The organism is Hydrogenophaga sp. (assembly GCF_011772445.1).
Classification (GTDB): Bacteria; Pseudomonadota; Gammaproteobacteria; order Burkholderiales; family Burkholderiaceae_C; genus Hydrogenophaga.
Genome location: NZ_WVZN01000021.1, coordinates 73,235 through 90,714 on the forward strand (window position 1 = coordinate 73,235; position 17,480 = coordinate 90,714).

A 17,480-nucleotide genomic window follows, 5' to 3' on the forward strand; every position below is an offset into this window, starting at 1 on the left:
CCGCCGTTGGACGGCCCGGGCCCACTGTAGCGCGCTTCCAGCGCGCGTGGCTCAGGCCTGTTGTGCCTGCTCGATGGCTTCGCTGAGTTCGAGCCAGCGCGCCTCGACGGTGCCGTTCTCGGCCTCCACCGCCTTCAGGCGCTTGCCGAGCTCGGCCAGTTTCGCCGGCTCGGGCGTGGTGAGCAGATCGGCCTCCAGGCGCTCGCGCTCCTGCGTCAGTGCGGCCATGCGCTGCTCCACCTGGGCCAGTTCCTTTTTGATCGGGCGCAGACGCTCGGCGATGGCCTTCTGCCGCTGGGCGTCGGCGCGCCGGTCCTCGGCGGGCGCGGCCACCGGGGCGGGGGCGGGCGCCTCCGCGCGAGCGGCCACGCGTTGCGCCTCGCGCGCCTGCTTGGCCATGTCGAGCAGGTAGCGCTGGTAGTCGTCGAGGTCGCCATCGAAGGGCGCGATGCCGCCGCGCGAGACCAGCCAGAACTCGTCGCACACCGCGCGCAGCAGGGAGCGGTCGTGGCTCACCAGCATCACCGTGCCTTCGAACTCGTTGAGCGCGATGGACAGCGCCTCGCGCGTGGCGAGGTCGAGGTGGTTGGTGGGCTCGTCCAGCAGGAGCAGGTTGGGCCGCTGCCAGACGATCATGCACAGCACCAGGCGCGCCTTCTCGCCACCGCTCATGCTGCCGACCGCCTGGAAGACCTGGTCGCCAGTGAAATTGAAGGTGCCGAGGAAGCTGCGCAAGTCCTGCTCACGCGTGGGCTGGCCGCTCAGGCGCCCTTGCGCGGCGCATTCCCTGGCCAGGCGGATCATGTGCTCCAGCGGGTTGTCGCGCGGGCTCAGCACGTCGAGTTCCTGCTGAGCGAAGTAGCCGATGTTCAGGCCCTTGCCTTCGGTGACGGTGCCGGCCAGCGGCGCCAGCGTGCGTGCGATGGTCTTGACCACCGTGGATTTGCCCTGGCCGTTGGCGCCCAGGATGCCGATGCGCTGGCCCGCGAGCACAGACCGGTTGACCCCGCGCACGATGGTGGTGGGCGGCGCGCCGCGCTCGCCGGGGTAGCCGAAGTCGCAGTCCTGCAGCACCAGCATGGGGTTGGGCAGGCTGGCGGGTTCGCTGAACTCGAAGCTGAACTCGGCGTCGGCCAGCACGGGTGCGATGCGCTCCATGCGCTCCAGCGCCTTCACGCGGCTTTGCGCCTGTTTGGCTTTGCTGGCCTTGGCCTTGAAGCGGTCGATGAACTTCTGCAGGTGGGCGATCTTGTCCTGCTGGCGCGCGAAGGCGGCCTGCTGCAGGGCCATCTGCTCGGCGCGCATGTCCTCGAAGCGGCTGTAGTTGCCGCCGTAGCGCTTGAGCTGGGCGTGCTCGATGTGCACGGTGACGTCGGTCACCGCGTCGAGGAATTCGCGGTCGTGGCTGATGACGAGCAGGGTGCCGGGGTAGCGCTGAAGCCAGGCCTCCAGCCACACCAGGGCGTCCAGGTCCAGGTGGTTGGTGGGCTCGTCGAGCAGCAGCAGTTCGCTCGGGCACATGAGGGCGCGCGCGAGCTGCAGGCGCATGCGCCAGCCGCCGGAGAAACTGTCCACCGGGCGCTCGAGTTCGTCGAGCCGGAAGCCCAGGCCGAGGATGAGGGCTTGCGCGCGTGCCGTGGCGTCGTGCGCGCCGGCGTCGTGCAGGGCCATGTAGGCGTGGGCCATGCGCTCGCCGTCGTCGCTGGCCTCGGCCTGCGCCACCTCACGCTCGGCCGCGAGCAGGGTGGTGTCGCCTTCGACGACGAAGCGCGTGGCGTTCTGGTCGGTCTCGGGCATGTCCTGCGCGACCTGGGCCATGCGCCACTGCGCGGGCACGCTGAACTCGCCCTTGTCTTCGTGCAGGCTGCCGTCGAGCAGACGGAACAGGCTGGACTTGCCCGCGCCATTGCGGCCCACCAGGCCCACCTTTTCGCCGGGGTTGATGGTGAGCGAGGCGCCGTCAAGCAGCACCTTGGTGCCGCGGCGCAGCACCACATCGCGGACGACGATCATGCCGAGGCCTCCAGCAGGTCGTCGCGTGTGAGCAGCAGCACCTGGTCATCGCCGGCGCTGGTGCTCAGCCACACGGGGCTTACGCGCGGGAAGGCCAGGTCGAAGTAGGCGCGCTCGTGACCGATCTCGAGCACCAGCACGCCTTGCGGGGCCAGCTGCGCAGGCGCGTCACGCAGGAAGGCGCGGATGAAGTCCATGCCGTCGGCCCCACCCGCCAGCGCGAGCGCGGGCTCGGCGCGGAACTCGGGTGGCAGCTCGGCCATGCTGCGGTTGTTCACGTAGGGCGGGTTGCAGAGGATGAGGTCCCAGGGGCCGGGGCAGGCGGCGAGGCCATCGCTTTCGATGAGGGTGATGCGATCGGCCAGGCCGTGCTTGTCCACGTTGATGCGCGCCACCTGCAGCGCTTCGCGAGAGAGGTCGGCGCCGGTGACACGCACCTCGGGCCATGCCATGGCCGCGAGCACGGCCAGGCTGCCGTTGCCGGTGCACAGGTCCAGCACGCGAACGGTGGTGTCGCTCAACCAGGGGTCGATGCCGCCGTTGGCGATGAGCTCGGCAATGAAGCTGCGCGGCACGATGGTGCGGCGGTCCACGTGGAAGGGCACGCCCTGCAGCCAGGCCTCTTGCGTGAGGTAGGCGGCGGGTTCGCGTGTGGTGATGCGCCGGTCGATCAAGGCGTTGACCGCGGCAGCCGCGTCGGGGGAGACGGCGTCGGTGGCGTGTGCGTCGAGCTCGGTATCGAGTGGCAGGCCCAGGCGGCACAGCACGAGCCAGGCGGCCTCGTCGCGGGCGTTGGTGGTGCCGTGGCCATAGGCCAGGTTCGCGGCGGCCAGGCGCGATTCGGCCTGGGCCAGCAGTTCTTGCAGGTTCACGTTGTCAGGCGGTCTGGAGCGCGCGTTCGTGCAGGTGCTGCAGCGTGCGGCGGTAGATCGCGGTCAGGGGTTCGATGTCGGCGAGCCGCACGTGCTCGTCGACCTTGTGGATGGTGGCGTTCGGCGGGCCCAGTTCCAGCACCTGCGGGCACACGGCCGCGATGAAGCGGCCATCGCTGGTGCCGCCGGTGGTGGAGAGTTCGGTCTCGACGCCGGTTTCGGTGCGGATCGCGTCGCGCACGGCGTCCACCAGCGTGCCCGGCGTGGTGAGGAAGGGGCGTCCGCCCAGCGTCCAGGCGATGTCGTGGTCAGCGCCCGCCCGCAGGCCGTGGCGCGCGAGGATCTCGACCACCTGCGCCTGCAGCGATTCGGGTGTGCGCTCGGTGCTGAAGCGGAAGTTGAAGTCGATCACGACCGTGCCCGGAATGACGTTGCTGGCGCCGGTGCCGCCGTGGATGTTGCTGATCTGCCAGCTCGTGGGCGGGAAGAAGTCATTGCCGCGGTCCCATTCGGTGGCCGCCAGCTCGGCCAAGGCGGGTGCGGCCAGGTGGATGGGGTTCTTCGCCAGGTGCGGGTAGGCGATGTGGCCCTGGATGCCCTTGACGGTGAGCTTGCCGCTGAGCGTGCCGCGCCGGCCGTTCTTGATCATGTCGCCGGTGCGCTCCACCGAGGTGGGCTCGCCCACGATGCACCAGTCGAGCCGCTCGCCACGCGCCTTGAGGGCGTTGCACACCACCACGGTGCCATCCAGCGCCGGGCCTTCCTCGTCGCTGGTGAGCAGGAAGGCGATGTCGATGGCGGGGTCGGCGTGCTCGGCCAGAAACCGCTCGCAGGCCACGACCATGGCCGCGATGGAGGTCTTCATGTCGCTGGCGCCGCGCCCGAACAGGGCGCCGTCGCGGTGGCTGGGCACGAAGGGATCGCTGGTCCAGGCCTCCAGCGGGCCGGTGGGCACCACGTCGGTGTGGCCGGCGAAGACCAGCGTGGGCCGATCGCCCGTGCCGCGCCGCGCCCAGAGGTTGCTCACGCGGAAGTCCTCGGGCCCGCTGTCGAGGCGTTCGCAGACGAAGCCAATGGCCTGCAGCCGGGCCGCGATCAGCTCGAGGCAACCCGCGTCGCGCGGGGTGACGGAGGGCAGGGCGATGAGCGCCTCGGCGAGGCGCAGGGTATCTGTCATCAGAATTTGACGTCGAGCGTGAACTCGGTGAACGAAGGCGCGTCGCTGGCTTCCTCTTCGGCGGCTTCGAAGCTGCTGGAGCGGCTGTGCTCGAAGTCGTTCTGCAGGCGCCACAGCAGGTTGTTGGGCGAATCGGCGTGCGCCAGGCCCTCCTCGCGCGAGACCAGGCCTTCGTGGATGAGACGCGCCAGGTCCTGCTCGAAAGTCTGCGAGCCTTCGGCGAGGGACTTCTCCATCGCCTCGCGCACGCCGGAGAAATCGGCCTTCTGGATCAGGTCGGCGATCAAGGCGGTGTTGAGCAGCACCTCCATGGCCGGCACGCGGGCGTTGCCCTGCTGGGTGCGCAGCAGCCGCTGCGAGACGATGGCGCGCAGCGCGGCCGCCAGGTCGCCCAGCATGGTGGGACGCACCTCCACGGGGTAGAAGCTCAGGATGCGGTTGAGCGCGTGGTAACTGTTGTTGGCGTGCAAGGTGGCCAGCACCAGGTGGCCCGATTGGGCATAGGCGATGGCGGCCGACATGGTCTCGCGGTCGCGGATCTCGCCGATGAGGATCACGTCGGGCGCCTGGCGCAGCGCGTTCTTCAGCGCCACCTGCAGCGAGGCTGTGTCCGGCCCGATCTCGCGCTGGTTCACCACCGACTTGCGGTTGCGGTAGGTGTACTCGATCGGGTCTTCCACCGTGAGGATGTGGCCGCTGACGCGCTCGTTGCGGTGGTCGATCATGGCGGCCATGGTGGTGCTCTTGCCGGCGCCGGTGGCGCCCACCATCAGGATCAGCCCGCGCTTTTCCATGATCAGGTCGGCCAGGATGGGCGCGACGTTGAGCGTGTCCAGCGCGGGGATGTCGCTGGGCACGTAGCGGATGACCACCGCGATGGAGCCGCGCTGGCGCAGTGCGCTCACGCGGAAGTTGCCCAGCCCGTCGAGCGGCACGCCCATGTTGAGCTCGCCGGTTTCCAGCAGCTCTTCCATGCGCGTGGCGGGAATGATCTCGGACAGCAGGTTGCGCGGCGCCTCGGGCGGCAGCACCTGGCTGTTGATGGGGATGGTCTGGCCGTTGATCTTGATCATCGCCGGCGCGTGCGCCGTGAGGTACACGTCGGAGGCGCGTTTCTCGGCCATCAGGCGCAGGATGCGCTCCATCGTTCCGCTGCTCATGCCGTCTCCCTCGCTCAGATGGGGTGGGTTGAACTCAATCGATCAATCGCGCAGAAGGTCGTTCAGGCTGGTCTTGGCGCGCGTCTGCGCGTCCACCGTCTTGACGATGACCGCCGCGTAGGTGCTGTAGGCCTTGCCGTCCGCCGTCTGCTTGGGCAGGCCGCCGCTGATGACCACGCTGCCCGCGGGCACGCGGCCGTAGAGGATCTCGCCGGTGTCGCGCTTGAAGATAGGGGTGCTCTGGCCGATATACACGCCCATGCCCAGCACCGAGTTCTCCTCGACGATGACGCCCTCGACGACCTCGGAGCGCGCGCCGATGAAGCAGTTGTCCTCGATGATGGTGGGGTTGGCCTGCAGCGGCTCGAGCACGCCGCCCAGGCCCACGCCGCCGGAGAGGTGCACGTTCTTGCCCACCTGGGCGCAACTGCCCACGGTGGCCCAGGTGTCGACCATGGTGCCTTCGTCCACATAGGCGCCGATGTTCACGTAGCTGGGCATGAGGATCGCGCCCTTGGCGATGAAACTGCCGCGGCGGGCCACGGCCGGCGGCACCACGCGCACGCCGGTGGCCTTCATTTCGTCGGCCGAGAGGTGGGAGAACTTGGTCTGCACCTTGTCGAAGAAGCCCAGGTCGCCGGCGCGCATGATCTCGTTGTCCTTGAGGCGGAAGGACAGCAGCACGGCCTTCTTGATCCACTGGTTCACGGTCCACTGGCCCACGCCCTGGCGCGTGGCCACGCGCAGGCGGCCCTTGTTGAGTTCGGCGATCACGTGCTCGACCGCATCGCCCACCTCTTTCGGCGCGGCCGACGGCGAGAGCGTGGCGCGGTTGTCCCAGGCGGTGTCGATGATGGCTTGCAGTTGTTGGCTCATTGGAATGAAACGTTGAGGTTCAAGGGAAACGGGGTCAGGCGTTGGCGCGGCAGAAGGCAGCGATGCGCTGCGCGGCTTCGAGGCACTCGTCGACGCCGGCAACCAGGGCCAGGCGCACCCGGCCGGTGCCGGGGTTGGTGCCCCGCGCGGTGCGCGCGAGGTAGCTGCCGGGCAGGGCGGTCACATTGTATTGAGCGAGCAGTTCGCGGGCGAAGGCCTCGTCCGCGCTGAGACCGGGGGTGTGCGAGGCGAAGCGGGCGGGCACGCCGGCCCACAGGTAGAACGAGGCGTCGGGCAGGGCCACGTCGAGCACCTCGGCCAATAGGGGCGTGACCTGGGCGAATTTCTCGCGGTACAGGCGGCGGTTCTCCACCACATGGTCTTCATCGCTCCAGGCGGCGATGCTGGCCTCCTGCACCACCGGGCTCATGGCGCCGCCGTGGTAGGTGCGGTAGAGCAGGAAGGGCTTGATGAGCGCGGCGTCGCCCGCCACGAAGCCGCTGCGCAGGCCGGGCACGTTGCTGCGCTTGGACAGGCTGGTGAAGGCGATCAGACGGCGGAAATCCGTGCGGCCGAGTTGCTGGGCGGCCTGCAGGCCGCCCAGGGGCGCCTCGTCGCGGAACCAGATCTCGCTGTAGCACTCGTCCGAGGCGATGACGAAGCCGTGCCGGTCGCTCAGCTCGAACAGGCGGCGCCACTCGTCCAGCGGCATCACGGCGCCAGCCGGGTTGCCGGGGGAGCAGACGTAGATGAGCTGGGTGCGGGCCCACACGTCTTCGGGTACGCCGTCCCAGTCCACGGCGAAGTTGCGTTCCGCCACGCTGGGCACGTAGTGCGGCTCGGCGCCCGCGAGCAGGGCCGCGCCTTCGTAGATTTGATAGAAGGGATTGGGGCAGAGCACCGTGGCGCCGGGCCGGGTGGGGTCGACTACCACCTGGGCGAAGGCGAACAGCGCCTCGCGCGAGCCGTTGATGGGCAGTACCTGCGTGGCCGGGTCGAGCGCCACGCCGTAGCGGCGTTGCACCCAGCCGGCACAGGCTTCGCGCAGCGCCGGGGTGCCGGCGGTGGCGGGGTAGTTCGACAGGCCGTCGTCCAGAGCGTCGGCCAGGGCGCGCTTGAGGAAATCGGGGGCCGCGTGCTTCGGTTCGCCGATGCCCAGGCTGATGGGGTGGTGGGCGGGCGAGGGCTTGACGCCCGCGAAGAGCTGGCGCAGCCGCTCGAAGGGGTAGGGCTGCAGCCGCTGGAGCAGGGGGTTCATGGCCCGGGATTATCGGGGGTGCGGGGGTATGCGCCGGGCGATCGGCGATTCATGACGGCGGGTCGACAGGCCGGCTGGATGGCTGGGGCGGGAACGTGGCGGCGGTGCGCCACCACGAAGCGGCACCCGTCACAACGCCGGACGCGGTGCCGTCGCTGCCGGCGACCAGCGTGACTTGCCCCATTTTTTCAGGCTTCCCGATGAGATCCTTTTCCTCCACCTTCTCCTCCAAGCTCACGTTCGGTCGACGTGCGAAATACGAGCGCCTTGACGACAGTTCGAGCGGCAGCGAAAAGGCACGCAAGAGCAACAAGTCCGGGAAGCCCGGCGGCCACCAGGCGGACAATGCGAAGCCTGTTCAGCGCTCAAAGGCCAAGAGCAGGCCGCCCACCATCCCCAGTGCGCTCAAGAACACCCGGAAGCCCTCTGCATCGACCAACCGCCGGCCCGACGACGCGCCGGTGGTGAACGAGACGGTCAAGCTCGCATCGGAAGCGGCGCGGGCTTTACCGTCCAATTTCGAGCCTGTGCGCAAGGCCTTGGGGCTGTCGGTGGAGCAGGCGCTGAGGTGCTTCGACGGCGCGCAGGGGGCCCATGCCCGGACTGTGGTTGAGGACATGAATCCCTTCGGCGTGAACGGGGATGGGCAGTTGCAGATGCACGCCCAACACGCGTGGGACTTGATCGCTTACGTCCTGCCACCTGAGCTGATCTTCAGGTTCCTGGCAGCACTGGACACCACCAGTCTGGTGGCACTGATCCGAGAAATGCAGGCATGGCGCTTCCACGACCACGCAAGCCGCCATTGGATGGGGCCCGCGACGAACGATCGTCTGGCGGCCATGATGGCGTTTGATGCGGCGTACACCCGGCTGTTCACGGATCGATTGGCAAACGCCCGGCAAGCGACGGGTTCCGAGCTTGGCCCCATCCTGGACGAACTGGGCCTGTTGTTGGCGGCGGCGCCCATCTGGACGGTGGGTGATCTCTTCAAGCTGCTCGACAAGGAGTCCAGGCTTCCCGAGTTTCAAACCGACACGGCGTTCGTCAAAGGCTGGAACGCAGCCCACGAGAACGTGACGCTGGCCGAGAAAAAATTCAGTGACGACGCCGAAAAGAAAGAGTGCGTGCTGGCCTTCCTTGAGGAGATGAACCTGTCGGATGAGCGGGACCGGGCTCTGATCTTCGAGAGCCCGCCACTGCTGAACGCGATCTACGAAGCGCAAGACAGTGAAGTGTTTGACGGGCACGCTGTCATGTACGGCGACAAGCTCGGTCTGTTCCGCGAGTTGGTCAACACGGCCCCGGCCCTGGCATGGCGTTATCTGAGTTCCACCTCAGCAAGACAGGACCTGATGGGCCGTCACCGGGCCTATGTCCAACCGCTGCTGGAGCGGATTGCCGATCTCTCCGCGGACGGTGTGAGCGCAGAGGTCGACGTGCTCGTGAGGTCGGTCGTGAACCGGGTGGCGGAATTCGACGGCCCCGGCAAGGACGCGGATGTGCCCGCCAAGATCCTCGCCAACTGGATGGAGGTGCTGCCGCCACCCGCACGCAGCCTGCTGAAGCAGGCGCTTGGCGAGGCGTTCAAGCCCGCCAGCATCGATCGGTGGCTCCAACGGAGCGAACACCTGAACGGGGTCTGGCAGGCGACGGCAACGCCGGACGCCAACGCCAGCCTCGTGGGTTGACGGGCGTCGACCATCTCTCTTGCACGGCCCAGCGGATACCCCCATGTCGCGCACCCACCTCGCCAAACTCGTCCAGGCCTACCTGCTACTGCCCGGCGCCCAGCCGGGTGGCCGCTCACCCGACGACGCCTTCACCCTGCTGTCGCCGATCGACGGACACTGCGTCGCCATCGACTGGTGCCCGGTCGATGACACGGCGCTGATCTGCGCGCATCCGTTCGACGGACACGCGTCACACGCGGATGGTGTCGGCGCTGACGACGGCGACCAGGAAGCGATCGACGACCTCGGTCGTGACGAATTGGGCCAGTGGTGGCTGCACGAGGACCTCGTCACCGGGCGAACCACGCTGGCCTTGCGGGCGTCGGTGGGCGCCTGGACGCTGGACGATTTCTCGCGCGCGTTCGACGTCTTTTCCCGGCGCCTGGCGTCAATGGCCGCAGCGGCTGACGCGGGCACGCCCATGGCGGCTTCCGAGGGAGGCGCGCCAGACGCTGGCGAAGTGGCCGAGGCCCACGGCAGCCTGTTCCTGCTGCCGCGGGCCTGACCCGCCGGGGCGCTTGCCCTGTCAGGCGCGCGCGGCCCGCAGCGCCCGCCCCCGCAGGTGCTGGTACAGCTGATCCAGCGACAGCAGCACGGTCAGCATCACCGTGGTGGCGATCACCAGCAGCGGCAGGCGGAAGGCCGAGATGAAGCCCGTGCCCTGCGGAATGGCGGCGCGTTCGGTGGTGGTGCACACGAACTCGGCCGCGGCCATGCCGGTGTAGTGCATGGCGCACACGGCGATGCCCATCACCACCGAGGCGGCCACGCGGCGCGCCAGGGTCTTGCTGTTGAAGGCCAGCCAGAGCGCCGCGGTGGCGGCCACCACGGCGATCACCATGGACGCGCCCACCAGCGCCATGTCCCAGGTGATGAAGCCGTAGATCTTCAGGCCGAACATGCCCAGGTAGTGCATGACCACCACGCTCATGCCCAGCAGCACGCCTGCGCTGAGCAGCCGGGTGAAGCTCTCGGGCCGTTGCGCGGCGAAGGCCACCGAACCGGCGGTGGCCAGGATGGCGGCCACCAGGGAAGTCAGCGTTTCCAGCATGGCGTAGCTGCTGCCCACGTCCATCTGCAGGGCCAGCATGCCGATGAAGTGCATGGACCACACGCCCACGCCACCCAGGGCGATGCCCACGGTGAACACGCTGTTCCAGTCCAGCGCGCCGCGCCGGTTGCGGATGCGGGTGGCCGCGCTGAGGGCCACGAAGGAGCCGATGACGGCGAAAGCGAAAGACAGGGCGATGAGGCCGGGATCCCAGTTGGTGTTGACGATGGTGTTCATGGGGAAGGCGCGGTGTGATGACTTGGTTTGCAGAACGTGGCCGATTCTGTTGGCATGCTTCTGATGAAACAAGCTGTTACCTGTGCCCAATGGCCGACGCCGTTAAAACGTCCCGTTAAAAACCGCACCATCCTTGCCGTTCGGGGGCGCCACAGAGCCGCAGGTATCATCCCGCGAGGGTCCGCCCGTCCGGACCCGCCGCCTCCCGCCAACGCCGCATCACCCGGACCGCCGTGCGCCTCAATTCGATCAAGCTTTCCGGCTTCAAGTCCTTCGCCGAACCCACCAACTTCATGCTGCCCGGTCAATTGGTGGGCGTGGTGGGCCCCAACGGTTGCGGCAAGTCCAACATCATGGACGCGGTGCGTTGGGTGCTGGGCGAGTCCAAGGCCTCCGAACTGCGCGGCGAGTCCATGCAGGACGTGATCTTCAACGGCACCACCAGCCGCAAGCAGGCCAGCCGCGCCAGCGTGGAACTGGTGTTCGACAACAGCGACCACCGCGCCGGCGGCCAATGGGGACAGTTCACCGAGATCGCGGTCAAGCGCGTGCTCACGCGCGACGGCACCAGCAGCTACTACATCAACAACCAGCCGGTGCGCCGCCGCGACGTGCAGGACGTCTTCCTGGGCACCGGGCTGGGCCCGCGCGCCTACGCCATCATCGGCCAGGGCACCATCAGCCGCATCATCGAGAGCAAGCCCGAAGAGCTGCGCCTGTTCCTGGAGGAAGCCGCCGGCGTCTCCAAGTACAAGGAGCGCCGCCGCGAGACCGCGCACCGCCTGGCCGACACGCGCGAGAACCTCACCCGGGTGGAAGACATTCTGCGCGAGCTCAACGCCAACCTTGACAAGCTGGAAAAGCAGGCCGAGGTGGCCGCGCAGTACCACGCGCTCAACGCCTCGGCCACGCTCAAGCAGCACCAGTTGTGGTTCCTCAAGCGCGCCGACGCCGAGGCCGAGCAGGCCCGCGTGCAGAAGGACGCCGCCCAGGCCGCGACCGACCTCGAATCGCGCACGGCCGATCTGCGCCGCATCGAGAGCGAGCTGGAAACCATCCGCCAGGCCCACTACGCGGCCGGCGACCAGGTGAACCAGGCCCAGGGCAAGCTGTACGAGGCCAGCGCCGAGGTAGGCAAGCTGGAGGCCGAGATCCGCTTCGTGGTGGAAGGCCGCCAGCGCGTGGAACAACGCCTGGCGCAATTGAAGGAGCAGATCGCCTCCTGGTCCACCCGCAGCCAGGACGCAGCCGTGGAGATCGAGGAACTGGCCGAGAAGATCGTCGGCGCCGAAGAACAGTCGGTGGTGCTGGCCGCCCAGGGCGAGGAGCAGGTGGGCGCGCTGCCCGCGCTGGAAGACGCGCTGCGCACGGCGCAGGCCCGCTCCACCGAGCAGCGCGGCGCCGTCGCGCAGGTGCAGCAGCAGATCCAGGTGCTGGCGGCCGAGCAGCGCAACGTCGAGGAGCAGTCGCGCGGCCTGGGCCAGCGCCGCGAGCGCCTGATGGCCGACAAGAACGCCCTGGCCGCGCCAGACGAGGCCCGCGTCGCCGCTGCGCAAGAGGCCATGGCCACGGCCCGGGCCCTGGCCGAAGAAACCGACGCCCGCCTGCACGAGCTGCAGGACAGCGTGCCGCAACTGGATGAAGCCCGCCGCCAGGCGCAGGCCGCGGTGAATGCCGAATCCGCGAAACAGGCCGACCTAAGTGCGCGCCTGGAGGCGCTGAAGGCCCTGCAGGAGAAGGTGCGCACCGATGGCAAGCTCAAGCCCTGGCTGGCCAGGCATGGGCTCGACAGCCTGCAAGGACTGTGGAGTCGCATCCACGTGGAAACCGGCTGGGAGAACGCCCTGGAGGCCGCGCTGCGCGAGCGCCTGGGCGCGCTGGAGGTGTCGCGCCTGGAGATGGTGCGCGCCTTCGCCACCGACGCGCCGCCCACGCGCTTGGCCTTCTACCAGCCGCCGCCGGGCGCCGCCGCCAGTGCGGGCAACGGCGCGCTCAAACCCCTGGCCAGTTGGCTGCGCCTGAACGACGCGGCCCAGCAGGCCCTGCTGGGCGACTGGCTGCGCGGCTGCTACAGCGCCGCCACGCTCGACGAGGCCCTGGCCCAGCGCGGCCAGTTGCAGGCCGGCGAGGCCATCTACGTCGCCAGCGGGCACGCCGTCAGCGCGCACAGCGTGAGCTTCTACGCGCCCGACAACGAGCAGGCCGGCCTGCTGGCGCGCGCGCAGGAGATCGAGAACCTCGACAAACAGCTCAAGGCCCAGGCGCTCATTGCCGAGCAGGCGCGTTCCGCCCTGGTGCGCGCCGACGCCGCGTTCACCGACGCCTCCCAACGCCTGGTGGTGGCGCGCCGCGAAGCCGCCGAGGCGCAGAGCCGGTCACACGAGCTTCAGGTGGAGGCCCTGCGCCTCACGCAGCAGGCCGAGCAGACGCGCGCGCGCAGCGAGCAGATCAACGCCGACCTGGCCGAGGTGGACGCGCAACTCGAAGGCCTGCAGGAGCGCCGTGTGATCGCCGAGGCGCGCTTCGAGGAACTGGACATGCAGCTCGCCGACAGCCAGGAGCGCCATGCTCAGCTCGACGACGCCGTCATCGAGGCCGAACGCAAACTCAACCACGCGCGCGAGCAGCAGCGCTCGCTGGAGCGCCAGGCGCAAGAGGCCACCTTCTCGCTGCGCAGCCTGCAGGCGCGCCAGGCCGAGCTGCAGCGCGCCATCGACACCGCGGGCCAGCAGGAACAATCGCTGGCGGACGAGCAGCAGCGCGCGCAGGACGAGCTCTCGCGCCTGACCGACGCCGCCGCCCAGGCCGGCCTGCAGGACGCGCTGGCCGCCAAGGCCGAGCGCGAGCAGGCCCTGGCCGCGTTGCGCAGCCAGTACGACGACCTGACCATGAAGCTGCGCGCCAGCGACGAGCGCCGCCTGCAACTGGAGCGTGAGCTGGAGCCCCTGCGCAGCCGCATCACCGACTTCCAGCTCAAGGAACAGGCCGCGCGCCTGGGCGTGGAGCAGTACAGCCAGATGCTCGACGAAGCCGAGGCCGACCGCGCGGCCATCGCGCAGAGCATCACCGAAGGCAACGTGCGCCTCGCCGGCCTGCAAGGCGAGATCGACCGCCTGCACCGCGACATCCAGGGCCTGGGGGCGGTCAACCTGGCCGCGCTGGACGAACTGACGGCCGCGCGCGAGCGCAAGACCTTCCTCGACGCGCAGTCGGCCGACCTGAACGAGGCCATCACCACGCTGGAAGACGCGATCAAGAAGATCGACAACGAGACGCGCGAGCTGCTGGGGTCCACCTTCCAGACCGTCAACGAGCACTTCGGCCGCATGTTCCCCGAGCTGTTTGGCGGCGGCAACGCCAAGCTGGTGATGACCGGCGAGGAGATCCTGGACGCCGGCGTGCAGGTGATGGCCCAGCCGCCCGGCAAGAAGAACCAGACCATCCACCTGCTCTCCGGCGGCGAGAAGGCGCTCACCGCCATCGCGCTGGTGTTCGCCATCTTCCAGCTCAACCCGGCGCCGTTCTGCCTGCTCGACGAGGTGGACGCGCCGCTGGACGACGCCAACACCGAACGTTATGCCCGCCTCGTGAGCGCCATGGCCAAGGAAACGCAGTTCCTCTTCATCAGCCACAACAAGATCGCGATGGAGATGGCGCAGCAGCTCATCGGCGTGACCATGCAGGAGCAGGGCGTGTCGCGCATCGTGGCGGTGGACATGGAGTCCGCGGCCGGCATGCTCGAAGCCACCTGAAGGTTCAAGCACCATGACCAGCCTGCAGATCGGACTGGCCATCGTCGGCGGCCTCGTGCTGGCGGCGGTGGTGGCTTACAACGCCTGGATCACGCGCCAGAGCGTGCCGCGCACGGTGCGTGAGCGCGCGGCAGCGGGCGAGGGCGTCGAGCCGGTGCTGGCACCGCTGGACGCGGCGCCGGCCGAGCGGCAGGAACCGGTGCTCGACGACGGCTCGTCCCCGGTGCTGGACCTGCCCACTCCCTTGGACGCGGACGAACCCGAGCCCATCGAGCCCACCCTGGCGCCGCTGCCCGAGCGCCGCCCCGGCCCCGCGCTGGACGCCCTGATTGACGTGATCGCGCCGCTGGCGCTGGAGCACGAGGTCTCGGGCGACGCCGTGCTCGCGGCCCTGCCGGCCACGCGCCGCGTGGGCAGCAAGCCCTTCGCGGTGGAAGGCCTCAACGCGCACAGCGGCGAATGGGAAGGCGCCCGGCCGCACCAGCGCTACCGCGCGCTGCAAGCCGGCGTGCAACTGGCCAACCGCGCCGGCCCGCTCAACGACATTGAATTCTCCGAGTTCGTGGTCAAGACCCAGGCCTTCGCCGACGCCGTGGGCGCCAGCCCCGATTTCCCCGACATGCGCGCCGAGGTGGCGCGCGCGCGCGAACTCGACGCCTTCGCCAGCGGCCACGACGCGCAACTGGGCTTCACCCTGCGCGCGCGCCGCGCCGCCTGGAGCCCGGGCTACGTGTCGCAGCACGCCAGCCGCCTGGGCTTCGTGGCGGGCACGCTGCCCGGGCGCATGGTGCTGCCCGCCAGTCAACCCGGCCAGCCCCCCGTGCTGGTGCTGAGCTACGACCCCCAGGCCGCCATGGCCGACGACCCCGAGCAGAGCGCGCTGCGCGAGATCACGCTGTCGCTGGAGGTGACGCACGTCGCGCGCGACGAACAGCCCTTCGGCCGGCTGCGCCAGGCCGCGCAGGCCCTGGCCGAGGCCATGGACGGCATGGTCACCGACGACGCGGGCGCGCCGCTGCCCACCGAGGCCATGGACCACATCGGCACCGACCTGGAAAGCCTGTACGACGCGCTCGACGAGCGCGACCTTGCCGCCGGCTCGCCGCAGGCCCGCCGATTGTTCTCATGACCCCTGATTTGTTCGCCGAACCGCCGCCACCCGTGCCGGCGGCCGAGCGCGCAGCCGAACTGCGCGCCCAATTGCACCACCACGCCCACCTGTACTACACGCTCGACGCGCCGAAAATCCCCGACGCCGAGTACGACCGCCTGTTCCAGGAACTGCAGGCCATCGAGGCGCAGCACCCCGAGCTGATGACGCCCGACTCGCCCACGCAGCGTGTGGGCGGCGCCATCCTAAAGACCCTGGTGCCAGTGCGCCACTCGGTGCCCATGCTCAGCATCCGCACCGAGACCGACTCTTCGACGTCTTCTCCCGAGAAGTTCGAGTCCCAGATTCGAAACTTCTTGACCTCCGAACAAAGGCGGTTCGTCAAGGGAGAACGGGGGCCGCTTTCGCAGGAGGCTGGCCGCGTACTCGAGGGAGCGGTCATTGACTACGTAGCTGAACTCAAGTTCGATGGCTTGGCCATGAGTCTGCGCTACGAACAGGGCGTGCTGGTGCGTGCCGCCACGCGCGGCGACGGCGAGACTGGCGAGGACGTGACGCACAACGTGCGCACCATCAAGCAAATTCCGCTGAAGCTGCCACAAGACGTGCCTGAGGTGCTCGAGGTGCGCGGCGAGGTCTACATGCGCCGCGACGAATTCGAGGTCATGAACGAACGCCAGCGCGAAAAGATCGCGCAAGGCGCTAAAGGCGAGAAGACCTTCGTGAACCCGCGTAACGCCGCCGCCGGTGCGGTGCGCCAGCTCGACTCGCGCATCGCGCGGGAGCGGCCACTGAGCTTTTTCGCCTACTCCTGGGGCGAGGTGGTGGGCGACGAGAAGCCCCCAGCCACGCAATATGACTGGCTCATGCGTCTGAAATCCTGGGGCTTCCCTGTCGCCGAGCAGACGGCCGTGTGCCGCGGTGCCAACGAGCTTGTCGCCTTTCACCGCCACATCGGCGAGCAGCGTGACGCGCTGCCCTACGACATCGACGGGGTGGTCTACAAAGTCAATTCCTTGGAGTTGCAGCGCGAGTTGGGTTTTGTCTCCCGCGAGCCGCGCTGGGCCGTGGCGCACAAGTACCCCGCGCAGGAACAGCTCACCACCGTGCAGGCCATCGACGTGCAGGTGGGCCGCACCGGCAAGCTCACGCCCGTGGCCAAACTGGCGCCGGTGTTCGTGGGCGGCGTCACCGTCACCAACGCCACCCTGCACAACGAGATGGAGGCGCGCCGCAAGGACGTGCGTGTGGGCGACACGGTCATCGTGCGCCGCGCCGGCGACGTGATTCCGGAGGTGGTCTCCGTGCTGCTCGACAAGCGCGAGGGCGACCCACCCGTGTTCACCATGCCCACCCACTGCCCCGTGTGCGGCAGCGACGCCGTGCGCGAGGAGGGCGAGGCCGATCACCGCTGCACCGGCGGCCTGTTCTGCGCCGCGCAGCGCAAGCAGGCCATCCTGCACTACGCGCAGCGCCGCGCGGTCGACATCGAGGGCCTGGGCGACAAGCTGGTGGAGCAGCTCGTGGACAGCGGCCTCATCAAGACCCTGCCGGACCTGTACAAGCTCGGCCTCACCGCGCTCGCGGGGCTGGAGCGCATGGCGGAGAAGTCGGCGCAGAACGTGCTGGACGCCTTGCAGAAGCGTCGCGAGACCACCTTGCCGCGCCTGCTGTTCGGCCTGGGCATCCGCCACGTGGGCGAGGCCACCGCCAAGGACCTCGCGCGCCACTTCGGCAGCCTGGACCGCATCATGGACGCCAGCGTGGACGAGCTCCTGCAGGTGAACGACGTCGGCCCGGTGGTGGCGCAGAGCATTCGCACCTTCTTCGAGCAGGCACACAACCGCGAGGTGGTGGAGCAGTTGCGCGCGGCCGGCGTGCACTGGCCCGAGAACGACGGCGAGCACAACACCCCGCAGCCCCTGCTGGGCAAGACCTTCGTGCTCACCGGCACCTTCCCCACGCTCAAGCGCGAGGAGGCCAAGGCCATGCTGGAAGCCGCCGGTGCCAAGGTGGCCGGCTCCGTGAGCAAGAAGACCGACTACCTGGTGGCCGGCGCCGAGGCGGGCAGCAAGCTGGACAAGGCGCAGGAGCTGGGCGTGGCGGTGATCGACGAGGCGGCGATGCTGGGGCTGCTTGGGGGGGCTGACTAGCCTCTGTCGGGGCTTGGTTGGCGGTGTCAGGGGTGAGCCCATGGCCGGTTCGGCTTCACTGCGGTGCCCTTCGCTTCGCGAAGGGTT

The 17,480-nt window shown here is 69.0% G+C and carries 12 protein-coding genes; 5 read left to right on the forward strand and 7 right to left on the reverse strand.

The annotated features are described in order from the left end of the window. Nucleotides 1-51: 51 nt before the first annotated feature. From GTO19_RS08905 to dapC, 6 genes are read right to left on the reverse strand one after another with little or no spacing between them, the layout of a single operon-like run. Nucleotides 52-2,013: an ABC-F family ATP-binding cassette domain-containing protein gene (locus GTO19_RS08905; protein WP_291020722.1), complete on the reverse strand. Its 1,962-nt coding sequence runs from the start codon at nt 2,011-2,013 to the stop codon at nt 52-54. Then, nucleotides 2,010-2,885 (reverse strand): 50S ribosomal protein L3 N(5)-glutamine methyltransferase, encoded by an 876-nt coding sequence (gene prmB, locus GTO19_RS08910; RefSeq protein WP_291020725.1) that lies wholly within the window; start codon nt 2,883-2,885, stop codon nt 2,010-2,012. Before prmB ends, GTO19_RS08905 begins: the two co-directional genes overlap by 4 nt. 4 nt (nt 2,886-2,889) lie before the next feature. Next, nucleotides 2,890-4,062 carry a succinyl-diaminopimelate desuccinylase gene (dapE, locus tag GTO19_RS08915; protein ID WP_291020727.1) on the reverse strand — a complete coding sequence of 391 codons (1,173 nt, stop codon included), beginning with the start codon at nt 4,060-4,062 and terminating at the stop codon, nt 2,890-2,892. Further along, nucleotides 4,062-5,222 (reverse strand): PilT/PilU family type 4a pilus ATPase, encoded by a 1,161-nt coding sequence (locus GTO19_RS08920; RefSeq protein WP_291020729.1) that lies wholly within the window; start codon nt 5,220-5,222, stop codon nt 4,062-4,064. Before GTO19_RS08920 ends, dapE begins: the two co-directional genes overlap by 1 nt. A gap of 42 nt (nt 5,223-5,264) precedes the next feature. After that, a complete protein-coding gene (gene dapD / locus GTO19_RS08925; protein WP_291020731.1) occupies nt 5,265-6,098 on the reverse strand; it encodes a 2,3,4,5-tetrahydropyridine-2,6-dicarboxylate N-succinyltransferase in 834 nt (277 codons plus the stop codon). Nucleotides 6,099-6,132: 34 nt separating this feature from the next. Then, nucleotides 6,133-7,356 (reverse strand): succinyldiaminopimelate transaminase, encoded by a 1,224-nt coding sequence (gene dapC / locus GTO19_RS08930; RefSeq protein ID WP_291020733.1) that lies wholly within the window; start codon nt 7,354-7,356, stop codon nt 6,133-6,135. Between the two features lie 200 nt (nt 7,357-7,556). On the opposite strand from dapC, the gene GTO19_RS08935 reads away from it, so the two are divergent. After that, entirely contained in the window at nt 7,557-9,047 is a 1,491-nt protein-coding gene (locus tag GTO19_RS08935; protein ID WP_291020734.1) for a hypothetical protein, read from the forward strand. A 43-nt stretch (nt 9,048-9,090) separates the two neighbouring features. Then, entirely contained in the window at nt 9,091-9,594 is a 504-nt protein-coding gene (locus GTO19_RS08940) for a hypothetical protein (protein ID WP_291020736.1), read from the forward strand. A 21-nt stretch (nt 9,595-9,615) separates the two neighbouring features. Here the strand turns inward: GTO19_RS08940 and GTO19_RS08945 are convergent, their stop codons facing one another. Beyond that, nucleotides 9,616-10,377, reverse strand: coding sequence for an MHYT domain-containing protein (locus GTO19_RS08945; RefSeq protein ID WP_291020738.1), 762 nt, complete (start codon nt 10,375-10,377; stop codon nt 9,616-9,618). A 233-nt stretch (nt 10,378-10,610) separates the two neighbouring features. Here GTO19_RS08945 and smc point away from each other — a divergent pair, with 233 nt between their 5' ends. From smc to ligA, 3 genes are read left to right on the forward strand one after another with little or no spacing between them, the layout of a single operon-like run. Next, entirely contained in the window at nt 10,611-14,129 is a 3,519-nt protein-coding gene (gene smc / locus GTO19_RS08950) for a chromosome segregation protein SMC (RefSeq protein ID WP_291020740.1), read from the forward strand. A gap of 13 nt (nt 14,130-14,142) precedes the next feature. After that, on the forward strand, nt 14,143-15,258 hold the full coding sequence (locus GTO19_RS08955; protein WP_291020742.1) for a cell division protein ZipA C-terminal FtsZ-binding domain-containing protein: 1,116 nt from the start codon (nt 14,143-14,145) through the stop codon (nt 15,256-15,258). Continuing rightward, a complete protein-coding gene (gene ligA, locus GTO19_RS08960) occupies nt 15,255-17,393 on the forward strand; it encodes an NAD-dependent DNA ligase LigA (protein WP_291020744.1) in 2,139 nt (712 codons plus the stop codon). Before GTO19_RS08955 ends, ligA begins: the two co-directional genes overlap by 4 nt. Nucleotides 17,394-17,480: the final 87 nt, after the last annotated feature.

Excerpts from the sequence above, each read along its gene's own strand:
- GTO19_RS08905 (WP_291020722.1), bottom strand. The coding sequence starts at position 2,013 with ATGATCGTCGTCCGCGATGTGGTGCTGCGCCGCGGCACCAAGGTGCTG.
- dapE (WP_291020727.1), bottom strand. The coding sequence starts at position 4,062 with ATGACAGATACCCTGCGCCTCGCCGAGGCGCTCATCGCCCTGCCCTCC.
- GTO19_RS08920 (WP_291020729.1), bottom strand. The coding sequence starts at position 5,222 with ATGAGCAGCGGAACGATGGAGCGCATCCTGCGCCTGATGGCCGAGAAA.
- dapD (WP_291020731.1), bottom strand. The coding sequence starts at position 6,098 with ATGAGCCAACAACTGCAAGCCATCATCGACACCGCCTGGGACAACCGC.
- dapC (WP_291020733.1), bottom strand. The coding sequence starts at position 7,356 with ATGAACCCCCTGCTCCAGCGGCTGCAGCCCTACCCCTTCGAGCGGCTG.
- GTO19_RS08935 (WP_291020734.1), top strand. The coding sequence starts at position 7,557 with ATGAGATCCTTTTCCTCCACCTTCTCCTCCAAGCTCACGTTCGGTCGA.
- GTO19_RS08940 (WP_291020736.1), top strand. The coding sequence starts at position 9,091 with ATGTCGCGCACCCACCTCGCCAAACTCGTCCAGGCCTACCTGCTACTG.
- GTO19_RS08945 (WP_291020738.1), bottom strand. The coding sequence starts at position 10,377 with ATGAACACCATCGTCAACACCAACTGGGATCCCGGCCTCATCGCCCTG.
- GTO19_RS08955 (WP_291020742.1), top strand. The coding sequence starts at position 14,143 with ATGACCAGCCTGCAGATCGGACTGGCCATCGTCGGCGGCCTCGTGCTG.
- ligA (WP_291020744.1), top strand. The coding sequence starts at position 15,255 with ATGACCCCTGATTTGTTCGCCGAACCGCCGCCACCCGTGCCGGCGGCC.